Source organism: Arthrobacter sp. FW305-BF8 (assembly GCF_021789315.1).
Lineage (GTDB): Bacteria > Actinomycetota > Actinomycetes > Actinomycetales > Micrococcaceae > Arthrobacter.
Map to the genome: position 1 here is coordinate 774980 of NZ_CP084561.1, position 22151 is coordinate 797130.

Sequence of the window (22151 nt, forward strand, 5' to 3'; positions counted from 1 at the left end):
CCCGCCGTCGAACCTGCAGGGAACCGTCGAAACGGCGACGGACGAGAAAAAAGTTCTTGACAAATAAATTTGTCGGTCACGATACTTGAACCATGCTGGACATCGAAGTGATCGAGGACCCGGCGGCGGCGGAGGCTTCGCTGGACCCCATCCGGACCCGCATCCTGCAGGAGCTGGCCGAGCCCGGCTCGGCCACGCAGCTCGCCGCGAAGGTTGGGCTGCCGCGGCAAAAGGTGAACTACCACCTCAAGGCACTCGAGCGGCACGGCCTCGTGGAGCTGGTGGAGGAGCGCCGCAAGGGCAACGTCACCGAGCGCGTACTGCGGGCAACCGCAGCCTCCTACCTCATCTCCCCGGTGGCGCTGCAGTCGGTGGCGCCGGACCCGCGCCGTTTCGCGGACCGGTTCTCGGCCTTCTTGCTGCTGGCGCTCGCCGGCCGCATGGTCCAGGAAATGGGGAAGCTCATTGCCGGTGCTGCCGCCGCGCGGCAGACACTGGCCACGTTCGCTATCGACGGCGAAGTCACCTTCCGCAGCGCGGCCGACCGGGCTGCGTTCGCCGAGGATCTGGGCGTGGCGGTCACCCGGCTCGTGGACAAGTACCACCACGCCGGCGCCGGCGGACGGAAGCACAGGCTCGTCGTCGCGCTTCACCCGGCACTCAAGCCGGAAACACAGGACTCAACCAAAATCATTCCAGCTAAGGGGCAGGACAATGACTGACGACCGGAAATTCGAAATTGTTTTTGACACCGAGCTGCCCGGCACCCCGGAGCGGGTCTGGGAAGCCGTCACCAAGGGCACGCCGGGCTGGATGTTCCCGACTGACCAGTGGCCGGACGTGAAGACCGTGGAGGAGTATCCGCACCACCTGGTGTCGCGCATGGACGGTGCGGACGGCTGGTTCAACCAGCTCGAGCATGTACTGGAGCCGGTCGACGGCGGCCGGGCCAGGCTCCACTACGTCCACAGCGGCATCTTCGCGGACGACTGGGACCAGCAGTACGACGGCGCCAGAAAGCACACGGAGTTCTACCTCCACACCCTGGGCCAGTACCTGAAGCACTTCGACGGCCAGCCCGTGGTTTTCACGGATGTCCAGGCGCCCGCCGCTTCGCAGACGCCTGACGGCTTTGCGCAGCTCAAGAAGGCGCTCGGCGTGGACAGTGCGTCGCAGGGCGACAGTTTTGATGTGGAGGTCGACGGCGTTGGGCGGCTCACCGGGCAGGTGGACTTTTCCAACGCGAACTTCCTAGGCCTCCGGACCGGGGACGCCCTCTACCGCTTCTTCGGCCGCAATGCGTTCGGCGCACCGGTGGGCATGACCGTGCACGACTTCAGCGACAGCGGCGATTCCGCAGCGACTGCCGAAGCCTGGGGCGGGTTCCTCGGGAAGGTCTACGCGTAGGCCGTTAGCCGCCCGAGGTTAGGCGATGGCGGCGGCGGGGGAGTCCCGGAGTGAGCGCCTCAGCTGCGGGGCGGCCTCGAGCCTGTCCTGGGCCGCACGCAGCGCGAGGACTGCCGTCTCCAGCTGCTCCGGCGGCAGCGTGAACGGAATGCGAAGGAAGTTCTCGAACACCCCGCCCACGCCGAAGCGCGGACCGGCAGCGAGGCGGATGCCGAGTTCCGGGGCGATGACGGTCAGGGCCGTGCTGCTGGGCGACGGCAGCCGGCACCAGACGGCCAGGCCGCCGTCGGGCCTCTCCGCCTCCCACCGCGGCAGGTGGACCTTGAGCAGGTCCAGCAGAGCGGAGCGGTTGTCCCGGAGTGCGGACAGTCGGGCCGGCAGCGGAGCGGCCAGGTTGCGCACCAGATGGGCCGCCGCAAGCTGCTCCACCACCGGGCCGCCCAGATCCATCGTGGTCCGGACGGCCGCGAACCGCTGTATCAGGCTCTCCGATGCGCGGATCCAGCCTGTGCGCATGCCAGCCCAATGCGATTTGCTCAGCGATCCTATCGACACCACGGACGAACTGAAGGAAGCGAGCGGCGCCGTTGTACCGCCGTCGAGATTCAGCTCACGGAGCGTCTCGTCCACCACCAGGACGGTGCCTGAGGCCGCGGCGGCGCGGACCAGCCGCCGGCGCTGTCCGTCGGGCATCAGCCGGCCGGTGGGGTTGTGGAAATCCGGGACCGTGTAGAACATGCGGGGCCGCTGCAGCGTCAGGGCGGACTCGACCGAGTCCAGGTCCCAGCCCCGCTCAGAGGCGGGCGGAAGGGGCACGGGCACGATGCGGCAGCCCGTGGCACGGATGGCGTCGAGCGCGTTCGGGTAGGTCGGCTGCTCCACGAGGACCTTGTCCTGCTTGCCGACCAGCGCTCGCAGCACGATGTTCAGCGCATGCTGCGCCCCGGACGTGACCAGGATCTGCCCGGCCGTGGTGGGCACGCCGGCGTCGGCATAGTGGCCGGCAATCGCCTCCCGAAGCGCCGGCACGCCCAAGGCGTCGTAGCCGAAGCCGGGCAGCAGGGCAGGCAGTTCCGTGAGGGCGGCAGCGAAGGCCTGGTGGACCGCCTCGCCGCTGGCCGGGAGCGATGCGTACGCGAGGTCGATGACGCCGTCGGGAACGGCCAGGCCCGGCGCCCCCGACAGGCCCGCGCGGGAGTCCCGCTGCTGCCCTGCCCTGTAGACCGTCGGCGGCAGGCAGGTGCGCCCGCGCGTGCCCTGGCCGCTGCTCAGGAACCCCTGGTCACGCAGGCTCGCGTACGCTGCCGTTACCGTGGTGCGGCTGACGGAAAGGGTGGCGGACAATGTCCGTTCGCTGGGCAGCGCGGTGCCCAGCGGGATGCGGCCGTCCAGGACCAAAAGACGCACGACGTCGGCCAGTTCACGGTACGCGGGTGCGTTGCCGCGGTGCCACTGGCCCAGGAGACGGGCGAGGGCGGTGGGTGTGAGTGATCCGGACATGAGGCCAGTATTTCAAACTGGCCATGGAAAACAAGGCCAGTTGTGCCTCAGGATGGTTCAATGATGATCCGCAGACTTGTACAGCTCTTCACCGGCCTCGCCATGTACGGCATTTCGCTGGCCCTGTTCATCCGGGCCGGGCTCGGACTGGACCCCTGGGACGTGTTCCACCAGGGCGTTGCCGGCAAAACGGGCCTGAGCATCGGCGTGGTGGTCATCATCGTCAGCTTCCTGGTGCTGCTGCTGTGGATCCCGCTGCGGCAGCGGCCGGGCTTCGGCACGCTCTGCAACGCCGTCCTCGTGGGGGTCTTCGCCGATGTTGGGCTCGCCCTGATCCCGGCGTTCTCCCACCTCGGCGGCCAGATCGCGATGCTTGGTGGTGCGGTGGTGCTCAACGGCATCGCCTCCGCGTGCTACATCGGAGCCCGCTTCGGCCCCGGCGCCCGGGACGGGCTCATGACGGGCCTGGCCAAACGCACCGGCTGGTCCGTGCGTTGGTCCCGGACGCTGATCGAGGTGGTGGTGCTCGCCGCGGGCTGGCTTCTCGGCGGCTCGGTGGGAGTGGGCACTGTGGTTTACGCGCTGGCGATCGGCCCGCTGGTGCAGCTCCTGCTGCCGTACTTCCTGGTTCCGGCCCGGGAACCGGCCGACCGCGGCAAACCCATCAAGGCAAAGTCCGGGGACCGCGAAGATCAGCCGGAGGAACCGGTCGCTGCTTCCTGACGCGCGTCGGGGCCGCCCAATAACGGCTGGCACTTGGGGCAGAAGTAGATGTCACGTTCTTCCGTGACGGCAGTGGTCGCGCTGCCGGGACTGCCCGCCACCCCAGTTCCTGAACCACTTCTGCCCGGCACGCTCTTCCCCAGCACGGCGTGGCGGATGGGCGTCCGGCAGCGCAGACACGGCTGGTGCTCACGCCGGTACACCCAGTAGCCGGGCCGGCCGGCGGCACGGCCCACCGGAGTTCCGCGGGCGTTGAGTACGGTGGTCCGGCGGCCCGGCCCGAGGTTGGCCTCGAGCAGCTGCTTGGCGTCGGCAAACATCGCGGGCCAGTCCTTCACCGCGGCCGCCGGTGATGCCGGGTGGATGCCGGCCAGGAAGCACACCTCGCAGCGGTAGATGTTCCCGATGCCCGCGAGGTTGCTCTGGTCAAGCAGCGCCACCCCCACCGGCACGTCGGGCCTGGCCGCCACACGGCGCTCGGCCTCGGCCGGGTCCCAGTCCGGGCCCAGCAGGTCCGGGCCGAGGAAACCCACGGCCTTGTCTTCTTCGCCGGTCTTGATCACCTCAAGCAGGCCCAGGGAAAATCCGACGGCGTCGGCTGCGGCCGTGCGCAGCACGCACCGGGCCGTGAATCCCGGCTTCCGCCACCTGCCCCCGGGCGGGTAGACCTGCCAGCTGCCCTCCATCTTCAGGTGCGAGTGGATGGTCAGCCGCTCCTCGGCCGGTCCCACCAGCCGCATCAGCAGGTGTTTGCCGCGGGGGATAACCTCCTCCATGGTCCAGCCGGCCAGGTTCAGCGTGGCGAAGCGGGGCACCCGGAAGTCGGACGCGAGAAGCTTCTGGCCGGCGAGGGCAGCGTGCAGCTGGTCGGCGGCGCGCCAGACGGAGTCGCCTTCAGGCACGGATCCTCAGTCCCTTCGGTGTGGAATAGGCCCCGGCGGCCGTCAGCGCCGATGCCGCAGGGGTGTCGAGGATACCGTGGCCGTTGACCTTTTCCATGACAAGCTTGTCCACGGCACCGCGTTTCACCACGTCCACGAGGGCGCCGGCGGCGGCTGCGAGGACCGATTCGTCCTCCGTGAACACCAGCAGCGTCTTGCCTCCGCGTTCGACGTACAGCACCAGCGCGCCGTCGACCAGTACGACGAGCGCACCGGCTTTCCGCCCGGGGCGGTGCCCGCTGCCGGCTTCAACGTTGCCGGCAGGCCACGACAGGGCCGCGCCGTAGGGGTTGGCCGGATCTGTTGCCGCCAGGGCCAGTGCCACGGGTTCCGGCTTGGCCAGCTGGGCGTCCTCGGTGTACGAACGCAGCCGGTCGACGGTAGCGGGCACGGCGAATTGGGCGGCCCCCAAATGTTCGATGAAGTACCCCCGCCTGCACCGTCCGGCCTCCTCCAGCCGGGCCAGCACCTTGTACATGAGCCCGAAGCCGCCCAGGATATTCTCGGCCATGACGGATCCACGGGTGACCACGCCGTACCTGTCCAGCAGCAGCTCGGCGGTGGCGCGGGCGTGGACCGTGGGGTCGAGCTCGGGCGTCGGAAGCGCCGACCAGCGCCCGGCCGCGAGCGGCGGGGTGGGGACCGCGCCGCCGGCCGAGCCGTAGCGTCCGCCGGACAGCCCCGGGGAGCCGAGCAGCCCGGTCCCGTGCGACCGTCCAAGCCGGCTGAGGCGGGGCGCCCTGGCCCGCGGTGCGCGCGCAACCTGCCGGTGGGCCGTGTGGCCGCCGGCGATCAGGGACCGGACCGGGGCGAACGTGTCCCCGGTGACCCGGCCGGCCCAGGCGAGATCCCAGATCGCGGACACGACGTCCTGGTCGCCCAGCACAGCATCCATGCCGCCGGCAATGTCCGTGAGCTGCCGGAAAAAGTAGCCGCCTCCGTTGGCCTGCAGGTGGTCCAGCAGCCGCCGCTGGGCGTCGCCCGGTTCAAACTCCAGGGCAGGGTTCAGCGTGAGTTCCACCGAATCCGCGAGGTGCAGGCTGATCCAGCCGTCGTTGCCCGGAAGCGAGCCGGCACCTGACCAGAGGACCTCCCCGGCGGCCATGAGTTCGTCCAGCATGGCGGGCTGGTAGTTGGATACGCGGCTGGCGAGCACCAGCGGTTCCCAGGCGGAGGCCGGTATGGGCACGCCGGAGAGCTGATCCACCGCGGTGATGATGCCGTCGAGTCCGCGCAGCGCCGGCTGCCCCCGTCCCGTGCCCGGGGTGCGGACGTGCTGCCAGGCCGGCAGGAACCGGCCGTAGGCAGTGATGTCCACTGGCTCCACCTCGGCCCGCAGCGCGGCCAGCGAGCGGCGGCGGAGCTTGCGGAGGACCTCCGCGTCACACCATTCGCTGCCGGCCAGGGCCACGGCGGCAGAGGCAACGGCCGACGCCGCCGCCGCTTCCGCCACCGCGTCAAGGCCGGCGTCGGTATCAGAAGCGGCGGCTGCCGGGCGTTCACTGGCGGGGGCATCGGCGTGCGGCCGGAACTCGCCTTCCACCACGCGGCCGTCGGCGGCCAACCGTTTCAGGGCAGTTCCGACGACGGCGGCACCAAGTCCCAGCCTGGCCGCAGCTTCGGTGGCGGTGAACGGACCGTGGGTGCGGGCATAGCGCGAGACGAGGTCGCCCAGGGGGTCCGCCACCGGCTCGATAAAGGCAAGGGGAACACCCATGGGCAGCGGGACACCGATGGCGTCGCGAAGCCGGGCCGCGTCTTCCACCGCGGCGAAGCGTTCGACGCCGGCGACAGTCACCTTGATGGCCCGGTTGGCCCGTTGGAGGGCCGCGAGGTGGGCGGCGGCTTCGGCAATCGTGGTTTCGGCGGGCCTGGTTTCGGCGGGCTCAACCAGCGGGGCTTCGGTTTCGGCGGGCCTGGTTTCGGCGGGCTCAACCAGCGGGGCTTCGGTTTGGGCCCCCGCGTCCGGCGGGGTGAGCCGCGCTGCAACTTCCTCGGGGTTCAGGGGGCCCAGCAGGCGGAGCAGATCGGCCACGCCCTCCACGCCGCGGACTTTGCGGTCGGGGGCAAGACGCTGCAGCTCGCGTTCGGTCTGGTCGATGACCCTGGCGTCCAGGAGCTCGCGCAATTCCACGCGCCCCAGGAGTTCGTTGAGCAGCGTGGAGTCGAGCGCCAGTGCGGCCGCCCGCCGTTCGGCGAGCGGGGAATCGCCCTCGTAGAGGAACTGTGCCACGTAGCCGAACAGCAGGGACTTGGCGAACGGGGACGGCTGCTGGGTGGTGGTCTGGACGATCCGGAGCTCGCGCCGTTCAACCGAGGCGGCGATATCCTTCAGCGCCGGCAGGTCGTACACATCCTGCAGGCATTCGCGGACGGTTTCCAGCACGATCGGGAACGACGGGTATTTCCGGGCGACGTCCAGCAGCTGGGCGGACCGCTGGCGCTGCTGCCACAGCGGCTGCCGCTTCCCGGGTGTCTGCCGGGGCAGCAGCAGGGCACGCGCGGCACACTCGCGGAACCGGGAGGCGAACAGGGCACTGCCGCCCACCTCGGCGGTGACAATCTGTTCCAGCTCCTCGGGGTCAAACAGGAACAGCTCGGCCCCCGGAGGCTCGTCCTCCATCATGGGCACGCGGAGCACGATGCCGTCGTCGGCGGCCATGGCCGACCCGTCCAGGCCGTACCGCTGGTGCAGCCGCTGGCCCACGGCCAGGGCCCACGGGGCATGGACCGGCATGCCAAACGGGCTGTGCAGGATGACCCGCCAGTCGCCGAGTTCGTCGTGGAAGCGTTCCACCACGAGCGTCGTGTCGCTCGGGACCACCTCCGTGGCCAGCTTCTGTTCGGACAGGTACTGCAGGAGGTTGTTCGCGGCGAAGTCGTCAAGGCCGCTGGCCTTGCAGCGGTCGGTAGCAGGGCCGACGTCGGACGCTGACAGTTCGCGGACGAACGCGCCAAGGGCGCGGCCCAGGTCCACCGGGCGTCCCAGCGAGTCGCCCTTCCAGAAGGGCAGCTTGCCGGGCTGGCCGAAGGCCGGCGAGACGAGCACGCGGTCGTGCGTGATGTCCTCGATCTTCCAGCTGGTGGCACCCAGCGCAAAGATGTCACCCACGCGGGATTCGTAGACCATTTCCTCGTCGAGCTCGCCGACCCGCCGGCCTCCCTTGGCCGGAGCCGTGCCCGAACCCTTGCCGTCACCGGCGCCGGCGGGGGAGGCCGATCCCTCCGTCTCCGTGCCGATGATGTAGACGCCGAACAGCCCGCGGTCCGGTATGGTGCCGCCGGAGGTGACGGCCAGCCGCTGGGCTCCCGGCCTGCCCTCGATGGTCCCGGCGTTGCGGTCCCAGACGATCCGGGGCCGGAGCTCGGCGAATTCGTCCGAGGGGTAACGCCCGGCCAGCAGGTCCAGCGTGGCCTCGAAGGCGGACCGGGGGAGGGTGGCGAACGGCGCCGAGCGGCGGACGGTGGAGAACCATTCCTCCACGTCGATGCTGCCCAGCGCGGTGGCGGCGACGGTCTGCTGGGCCAGGATGTCGAGGGGATTCGCTGGCACGCTCAGCCGCTCGATCTTGCCGTCCAGCATGCGTTCAACGGTGATGGCCGTATGCACGAGGTCGGCCCGGTGCTTGGGGAAGAGGTAGCCCTGGGAGATTTCGCCCACTTGGTGCCCGGCGCGGCCCACGCGCTGCAGCCCGCTGGCCACCGAGGGCGGGGACTCGACCTGCACCACGAGGTCCACGGCACCCATGTCGATGCCGAGCTCCAGTGAAGACGTGGCCACGACGCAGCGCAGCCGGCCTGATTTGAGGTCGTCCTCGATCAGGGCACGCTGGTCCTTGGACACTGAGCCGTGGTGGGCCCGGGCCAGCAGCGGCTCTGCCCCGACTGTGCTTCCTGCCTGCGCCATCATATGGGCAGGCGTGGCGGTCGACGCCGGCACGCCTCCGGGTGCGGACGGGGCGGGATCCTCCCAGCCTCCGCCCACTGTCAGGAGTTGGCGTTCAGCGTGGATTTCGTTGAGCCGCGCGGTCAGGCGTTCCGCCAGCCGACGTGAGTTGGCGAAGACGATGGTGGACTGGTTGGCCAGCACCAGGTCCACGATCTTTTCCTCCACATGGGGCCAGATCGAGGCCTGCGGCTGCAGCCCGGAGGCCGGCCCGGAATCGAAGGCTCCCGCGGCCCCCTGCAGATCGGACATGTCCTCCACGGGGACGGACACCGTGAGGTCCCAGTTCTTCCGCGAGGGCGGGGCCACGATCTCCACCGGGGCGGAACCGGCCAGGAACTGGGCCACCAGTTCCCGCGGTTCGACCGTGGCGGACAGCCCGATCCGCTGCGCCGGCGCGGGGAGCAGGGCGTCCAGCCGCTCCAACGACACGGCAAGATGCGCCCCGCGCTTGGTGCCGGCCACGGCGTGGACCTCGTCCACGATGACGGTGTCCACCTCGCTGAGTGTTTCCCGGGCCTTGGACGTGAGCATCAGGAAGAGGGACTCGGGGGTGGTGATCAGAATGTCCGGCGGGGTGCTGAGCAGGGCGCGGCGGTCCGAGGCGGGGGTGTCGCCGGACCGGACCCCGACGGTGATCAGGGGAGCCGGCAGGTCCAGCCGCTTGGCGGTCTGCGTGATGCCGATCAGCGGGGCGCGGAGGTTGCGTTCGACGTCGACGCCAAGCGCCTTGAGCGGGGAGATATACAGTACGCGGGTTTTCCGCTTGGGCTTCCGTGCCCTGGACTGCTTGGTCTTGGCGCCGGCTGGCGGTTCTTCGAGTCCCGGCAGCACCGCAGCATCAGGCACGGCAGCATCAGGCACGGCAGCATCAGGCACGGCAGCGTCGGGTGCAGCCGGCCCGGACACCAGGAGCCGGTCCAGGGCCCAGAGGAATGCGGCCAAGGTTTTACCTGAGCCGGTGGGCGCAACAACAAGGGCGTGCGAACCGGACGAAATCGCGTTCCAAGCCCCCTGCTGGGCGGGGGTGGGCTCGGAAAACGCGCCGAGGAACCACTCCCTGGTGGGCCGGCTGAACTGGCCCATCGAGTCCCCGGCGGCTGTGCCGGCGGCTGTGCCGGCGGGCTCCTGCGACTGCATGCCTCCATCATGCCTCACGGCACCGACACCAACAGAAGCATCAGGGATGCCCTACCCGGCCGGAGGAAGGTCGCGGGTGGCCGGCCCCTCCAGGACCTGGCCGTCGCTGCTGAACCGGGAGCCGTGCAGCGGGCAGTCCCAGGACTTTTCGTTGTCGTTCCAGTGCAGGATTCCGCCCAGGTGCGTGCAGACCGCGGACAGGCTGCACGTCGTTCCGTTGACGGTGGACGTTGCCACGGGCTTCCGTTCGCGCATCGCCACGGTGCCGGTGCCCTCTTCGGGCACGGTGCCGTTCGAGGGAGGCAGCTTTTGCAGCCTGCCCCAGTCCTTGGCCAGTGTGGCGGCCACCCCCGCGTTGAGGGTCACGGCCGAGGCCGCGCCCGGAGGTGATGTGACCCGGCGGTGGATGGTGTTGGCCCATGGCAGTTGGCCTCCGAGGATGTCCGCGGCGATGCCCAGGGACGCGGCCACCGCGTTGGTCATGCCCCACTTGTTGTAGCCGGTGCCGAAGAAGATGCGCCCGCGGCCGCGGGGGAGCTTGCCGAAGAACGGCATGAGGTTGGTGGCCTGGTAATCCTGCGCGGACCACGTGTGGGTGACAGTGGCACCGGGGAAGTGCTGCTGTGCCCATGACAGGACGTTCTCCAGGTGTTCCTTCTCCGAGCCGGCCTTTCCGACGGGGTGCCCGTTGCCGCCCACCAGCAGAAGATTCTTGCCGTCCGCCGGGTAGTCCCTGATGGAGCGCACGGGCTGTTCCACGGAGATGTACATGCCCTCCGGCGGCGTCGCGTTTCCTGCGAGCTCCAGGGCTGCGGCATAGGAGCGGTTCGGTTTGAGCTTGGCGAAATACAGGCCGCGGTTCAGGATGGGGGTGCCCGTGGCCAGCACCACCGAGTCGGCCTGGACCGATCCGCGGTCAGCATGGACGGTTGACGGCCCCGTGCCGGTGACGTTCCGCACCCGCACACCGGTGACGATCCTGCCGCCGTGGCCCCGGACGTCTTCTGCCAGCGCGGTGAGCACATCCATGGGGTTGATCTGGGCCTGCCCGCGGAGGAGTACGGCTCCCCGGATAGGGAACGGCAGGCCCGCATCCCGGACGTAGTCCACCTCCAGGTCGGCGGCGAGGGCCGCTGTGAGCTCCGCCCGGACTGCTTCCGTGCCCTGCTGGGTGGCGGCGTACGTGTATGCGTCGCGCACCTGGAACGGCACGCCGCGCTGCTCCAGGTACCGCAGCAGCCATGCCTGCCCCTCCCGGTTGCCGGCCACGTAGGCGTCCACCAGTTTCTGGGGGTACTGCTGCCGGAGGGATGAGAGCACGGTGCCCTGCAGCAGCGTGACCTTGGCCGTGGTGTTGCCGGTGGCCACGGCGCCCAGGCCGCGCGCTTCCAGGACAAGCACGTTCTGTCCCGAGCGGGCCAGTAAAAGGGCCGTGGTCAGGCCGGTCAGGCCGGCGCCCACCACCACGGTGTCATAGGACTCGCCGGGTGTGAACGGGTCGCCGGTGAAAGTGTCCGTGCGGTCCAACCAGAGTGACGTCACGTGTCTCAACCTGCCTTTGGCCTGCGTCTTTGTCGCGGGGCGTTCCCGGAACAGGTCCGGCGCTAGCAGCGGGGACCCCGACGTAATCGTAAGTGTACTTACGAAGTTGGGGCCGGAACAGGCTTGGACCAGGACAGGTTGCTTGGGGCAAACTTTGCCTTAGCGTGCCTGGAATGCACCGATGGTCAGGAGCTCGATGGAGGCGTTACTGCAGGCATCCGAGGGCCGGGCCACGAACAATGATGCCGTGTCCTCCGGCGGGTAGATGCGGAATCCGGCGGCAGGGGTCTTGGTGCAGTCCGGGTAATTCCCCGCCTGCGTGTAGCGGAGCACCGCGGTGCCTGCTTTCCCGGGGGCGAGTAGAACGTCCCCGACAGCGGCGGAGGTGTCGCGTTGGGCCGGGGCCCCGATCGGCTGCCCGTTCGGTCCGGTGGTCAGGGACACGCCCGCGAACCCTTTCAGGTGGCATGAAGCGTTGCCGGTGTTGGTGAGGATCAGCTCCATGTAGACGCTGCCGGCGGCACCCCCGCCCGTGGCATCCGTGGTGGCTTTCAGTCCTGAGGCCTTGCACAGCTGGGCGCCGGCGGCGGTGGACTGCGGTGCCTCTGGACTCGAAGAAGTTGCAGTTGGCGAAGCAGGCTGCGATTGGGAGGCCGAAGAAGAGGACGACGGCGGTGCGGACGTTTCGGGGGCTGCCTGCGTGCTAGGGGTGGTTGAGCCGGTTGCCGGTTCCGTGGTGCCCTGGGGGGCGGGCTGGCTTGGTCCGCAGGCGGTGAGCAGCAGCGCCAGTGCGGCAGCCGCCGTCGTGCATATCAGTCCGTTGGTGATTCGCTGAGGCCTCATGGCTCTAACCTTGCGGGCGTTCCTGCCGGAGTCAACGAAGGCGCGGCGGGGACTCTGATTTGATGCCCGGATTGTGACATCTTCGGAACAGGCTTCGTTTATTCGGTCCAGGTGGGCTCCCGCCGATGCTGATGCAACGATAAAGCCGCTCGGTAGCGCAAAATAACCTGATTCCGCGGCCGAGGTTGCGTTGATCTGCAGTTTTCGGTGTGCCAAAATGATCTTGGTCTCGCTTGTCTTTTTCCCTTGCAGGAATCCACCCCCGCAAGGAATGCCGACAAGGAAACACCGCTCGCAGTCTGGCCCCGGTCCATCATCACTCCCGTGCCAGAAGTGTCCCCGGCAACGGGGGTTGCGCAGGGTTGCGGGGAGACAGCTCGGCACTCGTCCGCGGCAACGCCGCTACGGACGTTCCTGAAGAGGCGCATCAGTCATTGGTTTCCGGCAAGGCCGCCGAAGCCAATAACGATGGGGGCTGAGGTTATGACCGGTTGGCTTGTCCGCTGGAGTCTTAAGTTTCGATTGATTGTTTTAGCCGCTGCTGCCGGCATTCTGGGGTTCGGCTTAACAACCCTGCCGTCAATGCCAGTGGATTATCTTCCAGAATTCTCTCCGCCACATGTGGAGATCCAAACCGAGGCGCTGGGCCTGTCCGCCGTGGAGGTCGAACAGCTCATTACCTCGCCTATGGAGGCCGACCTGCTGAACGGGGTGGCCTGGCTCGACGAAATTCGTTCGAAGTCAGTCCCGGGCCTCTCTTCGATTGAGATGGTTTTTGAGCCTGGCACCGATATCCTCCGTGCCCGGCAGCTCGTTGCAGAGCGGCTGACGCAGGCCTTCGCTCTGCCCAACGTGTCAGCTCCGCCGGTGCTGATGCAGCCGCTCTCCTCGACGAGCCGCGTCATGATGGTGCAGATGTCCTCCCAGGATGTGTCGCCAATCGACATGTCCGTTCTGGCCCGCTGGGATATCAAGCCAGCGCTCATGGGTGTCCCGGGCGTGGCGAACGTCTCCATCTACGGCCAGCGCGAACAGCAGCTGCAGGTGCAGGTGGACCCGAAGCAGCTCAGCGCGAAGAACGTTACCCTCAGCCAGGTGGTTGAAACCGCCGGCAATGCGGTGTGGGTGTCCCCGCTGAGCTTCCTGGAAGCATCAACTCCTGGCACAGGCGGCTTCCTCGAGTCCGCCAACCAGCGCATCGGCATCCAGCACGTGCTTCCGATCCGGACACCGGCAGACCTCGGCAAGGTCAGCGTTGAAGGCGCATCGGACAAGACGCTAACTCTGTCCGACGTGACCACCCTGAGCGAAGACCACCAGCCCCTGATCGGCGACGCTGTAACCGGCAAGACACCCGGCCTGCTGCTGGTCATCGAAAAGTTCCCCGACACGAGTGTGGCGGACGTGACGCAGGGCGTTGAAGCGGTGCTGGACGGCCTGCGCCCGGGCCTGTCCGGCATCACCGTCGACTCCACCGTATTCCGCCCGGCGTCCTTCGTTGAGTCCGCTGTTGGCAGCCTGGGTCTGGCCCTGCTGGTCAGCCTCCTGGTGGTTACGGCGCTGATCGGCATCGCATTCAGGTCCTGGCGGTACGCCCTGCTGGCTTTCGTTGCCATTTCCGTGGCGGCCATGGCTGCGGCGTTGGTGCTGCAGTTCCAGGGCGCGGTCCTGAACGTTATGGCGTTCGCGGGCCTGGTCCTTGCCCTCCTCGTCGTCATCGGCGATGTCATCACCGACTTGCACAGCTTCCGGCGGGAATCGGCAAGTGATCGGGTGTCCCGCGAAGCCCTGCTGGCCCACGGGCTGCAGCGGTCCCGCGTGCCTGTCCTGTTCGCCGGACTTACCGCTCTGCTTGCCCTCGCGCCGGCACTGTTTGTCCCGGGTGTGGAGGGTGCGTTCCTGAAGCCCCTGGTGCTGTCCTACCTGTTGGCTACAGCTGTGGCGATGCTCGTTGCCCTGACGGTGACGCCGGCATTGGCGAGCCTGCTGCTACGGGGTCACAGGCGGCCACGGCGCAGCCTCTCGGTGGTCCGCAAGGCCCTGCTCGGTTACGAGCGCACGGCGCGGGCCTTTACGGGAGCGGTGGCCACAGTGTTCGCACTTGCGGCGGCTGCACTGGCCATCGCCGCACTGGCCATCGTTCCGGCTGCTACGAAGGATCTTCCTGTTGTGGCCGCTGTTCCAGACCGCACCCTCCTCGTCGAATGGGAGGCGGCGGCGAGTACAGGGGCCGACGTGATGAACAGGGTGATGACCAACGCGAGCGAAGAGCTGAGCGGAATCCGCGGAGTTTCCTCCGTGGGCGGTCACGTTGGACGGGCCATCACCTCAGATACCTCCTCTGACGTCAATGCCGGCGAGCTCTGGGTGACCATGGAGGACGACGCCGACGTCAGCAGCGTGCCCTCCGACGTGCGCGAGATTGTTGAGGGCTACCCGGGCCTGACGGCGAAGGTGACCACCTACCCGGAGCAGCAGGTTGCTGCTGCCAGCGAAATCGACAACCGCCAGTTCAGGGTGCGCGTTTTCGGTGTGGACCTGGACATCCTCCGCCAGAAAGCGGACGAAATCCGCGGGATCCTGTCGCGTACGGACGGCGTGGTTGACCCGCAGGTGGATGCCACGGTAGACCAGCCTGTTGCCGAAATCGAGGTGGATCTCGCCAAGGCGCAGAAGCAGGGCATCAAGCCCGGCGACGTCCGGCGGGCGGCTGCCACCGTCCTGCAGGGCATCGAGGTGGGGTACCTGTTCGAGCAGCAAAAGGTGTTCCAGGTAATCGTCAAGGGTACGGAATCCACCCGGAGCAGCCTGACAAGCGTTGCCGACATGATGGTTGACAAGCCTGAAGGCGGGCAGGTCCGGCTGGGTGACGTGGCCAGAGTCACGCTCCGCCCGAACCAGACCGTGATCCATCATGACGACACCTCCAGGCGCGTCGACGTCGTGGCCAACATCCAGGGCCGCAGCCTCGGCGACGTCACGCAGGATATCCAGGCGGCCATCAAGGGCATGCAGTTCCCCGTGGAGTACCACGCTGAGATCCCGCCGCAGTACGCCGAAAAGCAGGCCGCCGGCGCGTTCATCGGGTGGCTCGCCCTGGCGGCGGCAGCCGGCATCCTGGTCCTGCTGCTGACAGTCCTCGGCAACTGGCGCCTCGCAGGGCTCGTCTTCCTGCTGCTTCCGGTGGCACTGTCCGGCGGAATCCTCGCCGCCGACCTGAGCGGCGGTTTCGGGTCCGTGTACGTGCTGGTGGCCCTGGCGGCGGTGCTCGCCCTGGCAATCAGGGACGTGGTCATGCTGATGGGAACGTATCAGTCACTGCAGTCCCGTGCCCCGTCGGATTCTCCGGCGCATCTCATGCGGCAGGCGGCCGGGGAGCGGCTGCTGCCAACTGTTCTGACCACCGTGATCACCGGACTGGCGCTGGTGCCGCTGGTGGTGCTCGGCGGACCGGTTGGCGGAGCCATGCTTCTTCCGCTGGCGCTGGTTGTGTGGGGCGGGCTTATCACCACGGCCCTGCTGACCCTATTTATTCTGCCGATCCTCTTCCTCCGTGTTGGTCCACGCACCAACACGGACTGGGGGAGCTCATTGGTGATTAGCAACGGACCGGTTCTGGCAGAGAGGTCGGAATTGTCATGAAAAGCAATAGTGATCTTGGCGGCTGGCGTTCTGTTCTGGTGCTGGTTTGCGCAGCATCGATCGGCCTCTCCGGATGTGCCACAGTGAAAACCGCCGCGGCGCCCGCGGGGCAGGCAGCGTCCACCATGGAGAAGGCCGGCCCGGACCTGAACAAACTGACGCTGACAGACAAGGCAGTGGAAAGGCTGGGAGTGACCACGGTCAAGGTGACCAAAGGTGAAGGCAGTCCGCTGCAGGTGCCCTACGGCGCACTGGTCTATGACGCCAACGGGAAGACCTGGGTCTACACCAATCCCGGGCCGCGGACCTACATCCGGGCCGCGGTGACGGTGGAGAAGATCGCTGACAACAAGGTGCAGCTCCAGTCCGGTCCCCCCGTGGGAACCGATGTTGTCACCGTTGGTGCCGCGGAACTTTTCGGCGCCGAATTCGGCACAAAGGGTCACTGACATGCGCCGGATTGTCGGGTTCAGCCTGAAATTCCGCGCCTTGGTGGTGGCCATCGCGGTGGCAATGATGGCGTTCGGCGGCGTCCAGCTCAGCACGGCCTCTGTGGACGTCTTTCCCGAATTTGCGCCGCCGAAGGTGGAGATTCAGACCATCTGCATCGGCCTGACCGCTGCCGAGGTGGAGCAGTTGGTTTCCGTTCCCCTCGAAGACGCCCTCAACGGCGTTGAGAGCCTGGATGAGATCCGCTCCAAGTCCGTGGAGCAGTTGTCCTCGATCGTGCTGATTTTCGCCCCGGGAGCGGACCTGCTTAAGGCCCGCCAGCTGGTCTCGGAGCGGATCGCCAACGTCATTCCGTCGCTGCCCACCTGGGCGGCGCCGCCGGTGATCCTGCAGCCGCTGTCGTCCACCAGCCGGGTCATGAAGATCGGACTGACTTCGGACCAGCGCTCGCTCATGGAAATGTCCATGATCACGTACTGGAAGATCCGCGCCCACCTGCTGCGGGTCCCGGGCGTGGCCAATGTGGCCATCTGGGGTGAGCGGCTGCAGATGCTGCAGGTGCAAGCGATTCCGGACAAGCTGAAGGCCCATGACGTCAGCCTGAACCAGGTCATGGAAGTTACCGCCAACGCCCTCGACGCCGGCCTGCTGCAGTATTCGCCGGGTTCCGTCATTGGTACCGGCGGCCACATCGAGACGCCCAACCAGCGGGTCGGAATCCAGCACGTGCTGCCAATCACCACTCCGAAGGACCTCGCCGAGATCACCATCGAGGAGAGGAACGGGAAGCCGCTCCGCCTGGGTGATGTGGCCAACGTCGTGGAAGACCACCAGCCGCTCATTGGCGACGCCGTGATCAACCAGGGCCAAGGGCTGATGCTCATCGTCGAGAAACTTCCCTGGGGCAACACCCTGGAAGTCACCCGGGGCGTTGAGGCCGCCCTGCAGCAGATGGAGCCGGGACTCAGCGGCATCACCGTTGATACGGAGATCTTCCGGCCCGCAACGTTCATCGAGGAGTCCCTCAACAACCTCAGCCGCGCGCTGATGCTGGGCTGCATCCTCGTGGTGCTGGTGCTGGGCGCGTTCCTCTTCCAGTGGCGCACCGCGCTGATCAGCCTGATCGCCATCCCGCTGTCACTCGTGACGGCGGCATCCGTCCTCTACCTCACAGGAGCATCGGTTAACACCATGGTCCTGGCGGGGCTGGTGATTGCCGTCGGGGTGGTGGTGGATGATGCGATCATCGACATCGAGAACATCATCCGAAGACTCCGGCAGCACCGGGCGGAGGGCGGGACACGGTCCACCGCCTCGGTGGTCCTGGAGGCCTCACTGGAGGTCCGCGGGCCCATCGTCTACGCCACGCTGATCATCATCGCTGCAGCGGTGCCGATCTTCTTCCTGCAGGGACTGACCGGGGCCTTCTTCAGGCCGCTGGCCATCTCCTACACCCTGGCGGTGCTGGCGTCGATGCTCGTGGCGCTGACCGTCACACCGGCGCTGGCACTGATCTTCATGCGGAAAGTTCCGCTGAAGGAGCAGGAACCGCCCTTGGTGAGGGTGCTCAAACGCGGCTACCGGGCGGTCCTGAGCCGGATGGTAAGGCGGCCCGTGGCGGGGTACGCGACCTTCGGTGCCATGGCCGCCATTGGTGCCATCACGGCGCCGCTGCTGGGGCAGTCGCTGCTGCCTGACTTCAAGGAGCGCGACTTCCTGATGCACTGGCTGACCCAGCCGGGCACGTCGGTGTCGGAGGAGTACCGCGTCAGCCAGAAGGCCTGCGAGGAACTGCTGACAATCCCGGGGGTCCGGAACTGCGGCTCGCATATCGGGCAGGCCTTCAACGCGGACGAGGTCGTGGGGGTCTACTTCGGCGAGAACTGGATCAGCATCGATCCCGCGGTTGACTATGACAAGACGCTGAAGTCGATCCATGAAGTGGTGGACGGCTATCCCGGTATTGTGCGCGACGTCCAGACCTACCTGAAGGAGAGAATCCGTGAGGTTCTCACCGGAGCCAGTAACGCCGTCGTCGTCCGGCTTTACGGAGACGACCTGGCGCTCCTGCGCTCCAAGGCGGCGGAGATCCATTCCATCTTTGACGCCACCGAAGGAGCCGTTGACGTCCAGACGGCGCTGCAGAAGGACATCCCGCAGGTCAACATCGAGGTGGATCTGGCCAAGGCCCAGAGCTACGGGCTGAAGCCAGGCGACGTCCGCCGGGCCGCAGCCTGGCTGGTTGCCGGCGAGGAAGTCGGCGACGTGTACCGGGGCGGTAAGGCCTACGACGTCCAGGTCTGGAGCCCGCCGGAGGTCCGTTCTGATATCACCAGCATCAGGAACCTCCCGATTGACACACCGAGCGGGCAGAAGATCCTGCTGTCCGATGTGGCAAGCGTCCAGGTCAAGCCGACTCCGAACGTCATCCAGCGCGATGCGCACTCACGGCGCATCGACATCCAGGCCAACGTGAAGGAAGGCACGCTGGGCACTGTGGTTGCGGCCATGGAGGAAGGGCTTAAGAAGTTGGAGCTGCCCCCGGGCTTCCGCACGCAGATCCTGGGCGAGTTCCAGGAACGCCAGGCGGCCACTAACACGCTGCTGACGCTCGCCATCGGGGCGCTGGCCGTGATCTACCTGCTCCTGCAGGTGGCCTTCGGAAGCTGGCGGCTGGCGACGCTGGTGATCCTCACCCTGCCGATCGCCCTGGTGGGCGGCGTGTTCGCCGCCTTCATGGGGGGAGGGGTGCTGTCGCTCGGGTCCATTGTGGGCTTCCTGACGGTCATGGGCATCGCGGCCAGGAACGGCATCCTGCTCATCAACCATTGCCAGCACCTGGAGAAGTATGAGGGTGAAAAGTTCGGTCCGGAACTGGTGCTGCGGGGCGCCGGCGAGCGCCTCTCGCCGATCCTGATGACCACCCTGGCCACGGGGCTTGCCCTGGTGCCGCTGGTGGTCCTGGGGAACATCCCCGGCCACGAGATTGAACATCCCATGGCCCTGGTGATCCTCGGCGGGCTGGTGACGTCCACGCTGCTCAACCTGTTCGTGGTCCCGTCGCTGTACCTGAGGTTCGCCAAGCCGAAGGCCGAGCGGTACCAGGCACCCCCGGAGCCCGCCCTGGCTAACGCCTAGCCACGAACCCGCCGGTCCATCCGCCGCCCACGCCCCGCCACCCGCGGGAACGTGGGCGGCGGTGGTGCGGGGACGGAGTGCGTGCCGGTTCCCGCCCGCCGGCGCCGCAATTCCAACGCCAGGCTTTCCTGCCCGCGTGCCATCGCCCACCGGTGGTTGGCGGAGAACCCGGGTTTCAGCAACCAGCTGAGCCGCCGCAGCAGCGGCTTGGTGGCGCTGACCCGCCACTCATACGTGATCAGGACTTCCGGGCCGTCCTGCTCGAACGTCCAGCGCCCGGTCCCGTCCAGGTCGCCCGTTGCGCGGATTGCGAAGCCCTTACTCGTGATGGGTTCTGTGACGGTCAGGGTCCAGCGAAGGGTATAGGGGAGCCAGCCCTTGGTGTGCAGCCTGGCCATCCGCCCCACGCCGTTCGCTTTGCCCGCATGGATGGGGTCCACACTGAGGTACACAGACGGCCACCACCGGGCCAGCCCGGCGGGGTCGCCCAGAACCGCTGCGACCTCCTCAGCCGTCCCGGCCACCCGCCACTCCGTGACGAAGGCGTAGTCCATGCTCCTGGTGCCTTTGGCGTGCATGTCTGCCTCCTGCCAGCGGAAAGACCTGGACACCATTCAAGCGCGTGTGGTCCTTCCGCCATAGACTGCTGGCGTAAGTCACCACGCCCAAATAGAGGAGTAGCGATGAACTACAGCGGAAGCCAGTATGAGAAGGCCGTGACGGCCGGGGAGCTTGACCGCAGCCACATCGGCCAGACGGTGAGCTTTCAGCCGAACGATTTCACCGTGGTGTTCGGCAAGATCGCCGGAATCGCCCGCACCGACGCCCAGGTGTATCTGACCCTGGACGGCGTCGGCGGCGGCACGCACCTGAAGGATGAGTACGACCTGCCCGTGGCGCACCAGGTGTACGTGCAGCTGGATCCGCTGAGCAGCGCCGGGAAGACCATCTCGGACGCGGAGCGGGTCATCAAGGAGAAGCTGGACGAGATCAGGAAGAACCTCCTGGACCGGGAACAGAAATCCGGAACGGAGTAACAGGCCCGGGATAACCGCACCGCTTCTGGCCTACACAGCGAAGAACCCCGCTGCACGAGTGCGGCGGGGTTCTTCTAGGCAACCGCTCCGTGTATGGGGGAACACGGAACGTTCCCGACAAAACTAATGGACAGCCTGCTTAGGTTCCAAATCGTCGCCACTTTTTTCCAACCCGGCGGCGGTAATATCCTGCTACCGTCGCCGTAACGGGTCTCCTGGATCTACGGCTTCGGTAGGCGGCCCGCTCTACGAACCGGGGAATGAGCGGGCCGCCGCCCCTGCGCACTCGGGTTGTGTAACCATCAGTCCATGGCTGAAACCGCAGATTTTCCCGTCGCCGTTCGCGCGACGGCCTTCATCAGACCCTCACGGTGGCTGCACCGCCCGGTGCGCCTGGTCCGCTATGACGCCTACTGGGCGGATGGCCGCCTGGACTTCGGCGTGAATCTTTCGAGGATGATGTACCGGGGCTACCCTGCCGATTTCGCCACGGTCGACGAGAGCGTCCACGCCCAATGCCCTGAAGTAGGAACCGGCCGATGGGTGGACGAAGCCGGCCGCGTCGTTGACGGACCCACGGAGACTGATCCGAACCCGCCAGCCGACCTCAGAGGAACGCCGCGGAAATACGGCGTTTCCAGATACCAGCCGAACCCGAAGGCGAACCGCGCATGGCGTCTCGGCTTTGGAGTAGTCGGTCTTGGCTTTGGCCTCTACCTCGTGACCGGGCCGATCAGTGATGGGTTCGGCGGTTTCGTGGGAGCGCTGTGCTCCATCTTCGGTCTGCCATCACTCGTGGGCTTGGTTCCCAAGAAATACCGATGGTGGTGAATTGTTCTTTTACGGCGACAGGCTGAACCAATGACGTGGGGATGCCCAATCCAGGGCAGAGAGCCAGAGGCCAGCACATTCGACCTCCGCGCCGACGAATCTAGCTGACGCGGCGATAGCGGATGTGGGTGGCCAGCGGTGAGTGAAGCACCTCGGCGGGTTCGAAGCCGAAGGATTCAACCCCGTCGAAGATGCGCTCGCCCGAACCGAGCAGGACCGGTGCGATGTCGAGGGTGAGCTCGTCGATCACACCGGCGATCAGTGCCTGTCGGACGGTCGAGGCCCCACCGGCGATGTCCACGCCTTTGTCCCCGGCGGCCTGGCACGCCGCCGAGTAAGCAGCGTCGAAGCCGTCGGTGACGAAGTGAAAGGTGGTCCCGCCGTCCATCTGGATCGGGTCATGCCTGTGGTGGGTCATCACGAACACCGGCGCGTGGTACGGCGGTTCGGCTCCCCACCACCCGGTCCATTCCTCATCCCAGTCCCCGCGAATCGGGCCGAACATGTTCCGGCCCATCACATACGCGCCCCGCGGGCGCATGAGCCACTCGTTCGCGGCCTTGTCGGCATCATTGGCTCGCGGGTCGCCGATATGCCAGCCGTGCAGCTCCCGCCCCCGTTTGCCCAAGGGGTCCTCGCGGCTCTGGTCCGGCCCGGCGACGAAGCCGTCAAGCGAGATCGACATGTGGCAGGTGGTGTCCGGCATCGCGAACCTCCTGAGTGATTGCGACTGGCATGCGGTCGTGAGGCGATTCTCGGGATCCTAGCACGTGACAGCGTCCTCGCCGAGCCTAGATGAAGGCCTAAAACCGGTGTGCACGGGCAAAGCAAAGGCCCCTGCTTCCCTTGTGCTCAAGGGATGCAGGGGCCTTGCTTATTGGCGGTGACGGTGGGATTTGAACCCACGTTGGCTTTTACACCAAACAACATTTCGAGTGTTGCACCTTCGGCCGCTCGGACACGTCACCAACCTCAATAGGGTACCGGAGCAAGGCCCGCATCCCCAAAACG

Annotated in this window: 15 protein-coding genes and 1 tRNA gene; 8 read left to right on the forward strand and 8 right to left on the reverse strand. The window is 67.2% G+C overall.

Translation table 11 applies throughout. The annotated features are described in order from the left end of the window. Positions 1-92 precede the first annotated feature (92 nt). On the forward strand, positions 93-722 hold the full coding sequence (locus tag LFT45_RS03590; RefSeq protein WP_236806670.1) for a winged helix-turn-helix domain-containing protein: 630 nt from the start codon (positions 93-95) through the stop codon (positions 720-722). Continuing rightward, positions 715-1407 (forward strand): SRPBCC family protein, encoded by a 693-nt coding sequence (locus tag LFT45_RS03595; protein WP_236806672.1) that lies wholly within the window; start codon positions 715-717, stop codon positions 1405-1407. Before LFT45_RS03590 ends, LFT45_RS03595 begins: the two co-directional genes overlap by 8 nt. Positions 1408-1425: 18 nt before the next feature. Here LFT45_RS03595 and yczR read toward each other — a convergent pair whose 3' ends face one another. Then, entirely contained in the window at positions 1426-2907 is a 1482-nt protein-coding gene (gene yczR / locus LFT45_RS03600) for a MocR-like transcription factor YczR (RefSeq protein ID WP_236806674.1), read from the reverse strand. A gap of 60 nt (positions 2908-2967) precedes the next feature. On the opposite strand from yczR, the gene yczE reads away from it, so the two are divergent. Continuing rightward, positions 2968-3630 carry a membrane protein YczE gene (yczE, locus tag LFT45_RS03605; RefSeq protein ID WP_236806676.1) on the forward strand — a complete coding sequence of 221 codons (663 nt, stop codon included), beginning with the start codon at positions 2968-2970 and terminating at the stop codon, positions 3628-3630. Here the strand turns inward: yczE and LFT45_RS03610 are convergent. The 4 genes from LFT45_RS03610 to LFT45_RS03625 all read right to left on the reverse strand — a co-directional run bounded on the left by LFT45_RS03610 (position 3600) and on the right by LFT45_RS03625 (position 12042). Then, positions 3600-4532 carry an Fpg/Nei family DNA glycosylase gene (locus LFT45_RS03610; protein ID WP_236806679.1) on the reverse strand — a complete coding sequence of 311 codons (933 nt, stop codon included), beginning with the start codon at positions 4530-4532 and terminating at the stop codon, positions 3600-3602. The genes yczE and LFT45_RS03610 overlap by 31 nt on opposite strands. Continuing rightward, entirely contained in the window at positions 4525-9657 is a 5133-nt protein-coding gene (locus tag LFT45_RS03615) for an Lhr family ATP-dependent helicase (protein WP_236806687.1), read from the reverse strand. The genes LFT45_RS03610 and LFT45_RS03615 overlap by 8 nt, the downstream gene beginning before the upstream one ends. A 51-nt stretch (positions 9658-9708) precedes the next feature. Then, positions 9709-11199, reverse strand: a complete 1491-nt coding sequence (locus LFT45_RS03620; RefSeq protein ID WP_236806689.1) for an FAD-dependent oxidoreductase — start codon at positions 11197-11199, stop codon at positions 9709-9711. A 159-nt stretch (positions 11200-11358) separates the two neighbouring features. Next, a complete protein-coding gene (locus LFT45_RS03625) occupies positions 11359-12042 on the reverse strand; it encodes a DUF4232 domain-containing protein (protein ID WP_236806691.1) in 684 nt (227 codons plus the stop codon). A gap of 483 nt (positions 12043-12525) precedes the next feature. Between LFT45_RS03625 and LFT45_RS03630 the strand changes: the two genes are divergently transcribed. From LFT45_RS03630 to LFT45_RS03640, 3 genes are read left to right on the forward strand one after another with little or no spacing between them, the layout of a single operon-like run. Next, positions 12526-15684: an efflux RND transporter permease subunit gene (locus tag LFT45_RS03630; RefSeq protein WP_236806693.1), complete on the forward strand. Its 3159-nt coding sequence runs from the start codon at positions 12526-12528 to the stop codon at positions 15682-15684. Continuing rightward, on the forward strand, positions 15681-16133 hold the full coding sequence (locus LFT45_RS03635) for a hypothetical protein (RefSeq protein ID WP_236806695.1): 453 nt from the start codon (positions 15681-15683) through the stop codon (positions 16131-16133). The genes LFT45_RS03630 and LFT45_RS03635 overlap by 4 nt, the downstream gene beginning before the upstream one ends. A 1-nt stretch (position 16134) precedes the next feature. Further along, positions 16135-19272, forward strand: a complete 3138-nt coding sequence (locus LFT45_RS03640) for an efflux RND transporter permease subunit (RefSeq protein WP_236806697.1) — start codon at positions 16135-16137, stop codon at positions 19270-19272. Here LFT45_RS03640 and LFT45_RS03645 read toward each other — a convergent pair. Then, a complete protein-coding gene (locus LFT45_RS03645; protein WP_236806698.1) occupies positions 19269-19850 on the reverse strand; it encodes an SRPBCC family protein in 582 nt (193 codons plus the stop codon). The genes LFT45_RS03640 and LFT45_RS03645 overlap by 4 nt on opposite strands. Positions 19851-19955: 105 nt before the next feature. Between LFT45_RS03645 and LFT45_RS03650 the strand changes: the two genes are divergently transcribed. Beyond that, on the forward strand, positions 19956-20309 hold the full coding sequence (locus tag LFT45_RS03650; protein WP_236806700.1) for a hypothetical protein: 354 nt from the start codon (positions 19956-19958) through the stop codon (positions 20307-20309). Between the two features lie 309 nt (positions 20310-20618). Further along, on the forward strand, positions 20619-21140 hold the full coding sequence (locus LFT45_RS03655) for a hypothetical protein (RefSeq protein WP_236806703.1): 522 nt from the start codon (positions 20619-20621) through the stop codon (positions 21138-21140). A 100-nt stretch (positions 21141-21240) separates the two neighbouring features. On the opposite strand, the gene LFT45_RS03660 is transcribed toward LFT45_RS03655, so the two are convergent. Together LFT45_RS03660 and LFT45_RS03665 are read right to left on the reverse strand one after the other, a co-directional pair. Beyond that, a complete protein-coding gene (locus LFT45_RS03660; RefSeq protein WP_236806705.1) occupies positions 21241-21846 on the reverse strand; it encodes a dihydrofolate reductase family protein in 606 nt (201 codons plus the stop codon). Positions 21847-22018: 172 nt separating this feature from the next. Beyond that, positions 22019-22108, reverse strand: a tRNA-Ser gene (locus LFT45_RS03665). Positions 22109-22151: the final 43 nt, after the last annotated feature.

Coding starts and splice junctions, on each gene's coding strand:
- LFT45_RS03590 (WP_236806670.1), top strand. CDS start 93: ATGCTGGACATCGAAGTGATCGAGGACCCGGCGGCGGCGGAGGCTTCG.
- LFT45_RS03595 (WP_236806672.1), top strand. CDS start 715: ATGACTGACGACCGGAAATTCGAAATTGTTTTTGACACCGAGCTGCCC.
- yczR (WP_236806674.1), bottom strand. CDS start 2,907: ATGTCCGGATCACTCACACCCACCGCCCTCGCCCGTCTCCTGGGCCAG.
- yczE (WP_236806676.1), top strand. CDS start 2,968: ATGATGATCCGCAGACTTGTACAGCTCTTCACCGGCCTCGCCATGTAC.
- LFT45_RS03615 (WP_236806687.1), bottom strand. CDS start 9,657: ATGCAGTCGCAGGAGCCCGCCGGCACAGCCGCCGGCACAGCCGCCGGG.
- LFT45_RS03625 (WP_236806691.1), bottom strand. CDS start 12,042: ATGAGGCCTCAGCGAATCACCAACGGACTGATATGCACGACGGCGGCT.
- LFT45_RS03630 (WP_236806693.1), top strand. CDS start 12,526: ATGACCGGTTGGCTTGTCCGCTGGAGTCTTAAGTTTCGATTGATTGTT.
- LFT45_RS03635 (WP_236806695.1), top strand. CDS start 15,681: ATGAAAAGCAATAGTGATCTTGGCGGCTGGCGTTCTGTTCTGGTGCTG.
- LFT45_RS03640 (WP_236806697.1), top strand. CDS start 16,135: ATGCGCCGGATTGTCGGGTTCAGCCTGAAATTCCGCGCCTTGGTGGTG.
- LFT45_RS03645 (WP_236806698.1), bottom strand. CDS start 19,850: ATGCACGCCAAAGGCACCAGGAGCATGGACTACGCCTTCGTCACGGAG.
- LFT45_RS03650 (WP_236806700.1), top strand. CDS start 19,956: ATGAACTACAGCGGAAGCCAGTATGAGAAGGCCGTGACGGCCGGGGAG.
- LFT45_RS03655 (WP_236806703.1), top strand. CDS start 20,619: ATGGCTGAAACCGCAGATTTTCCCGTCGCCGTTCGCGCGACGGCCTTC.
- LFT45_RS03660 (WP_236806705.1), bottom strand. CDS start 21,846: ATGCCGGACACCACCTGCCACATGTCGATCTCGCTTGACGGCTTCGTC.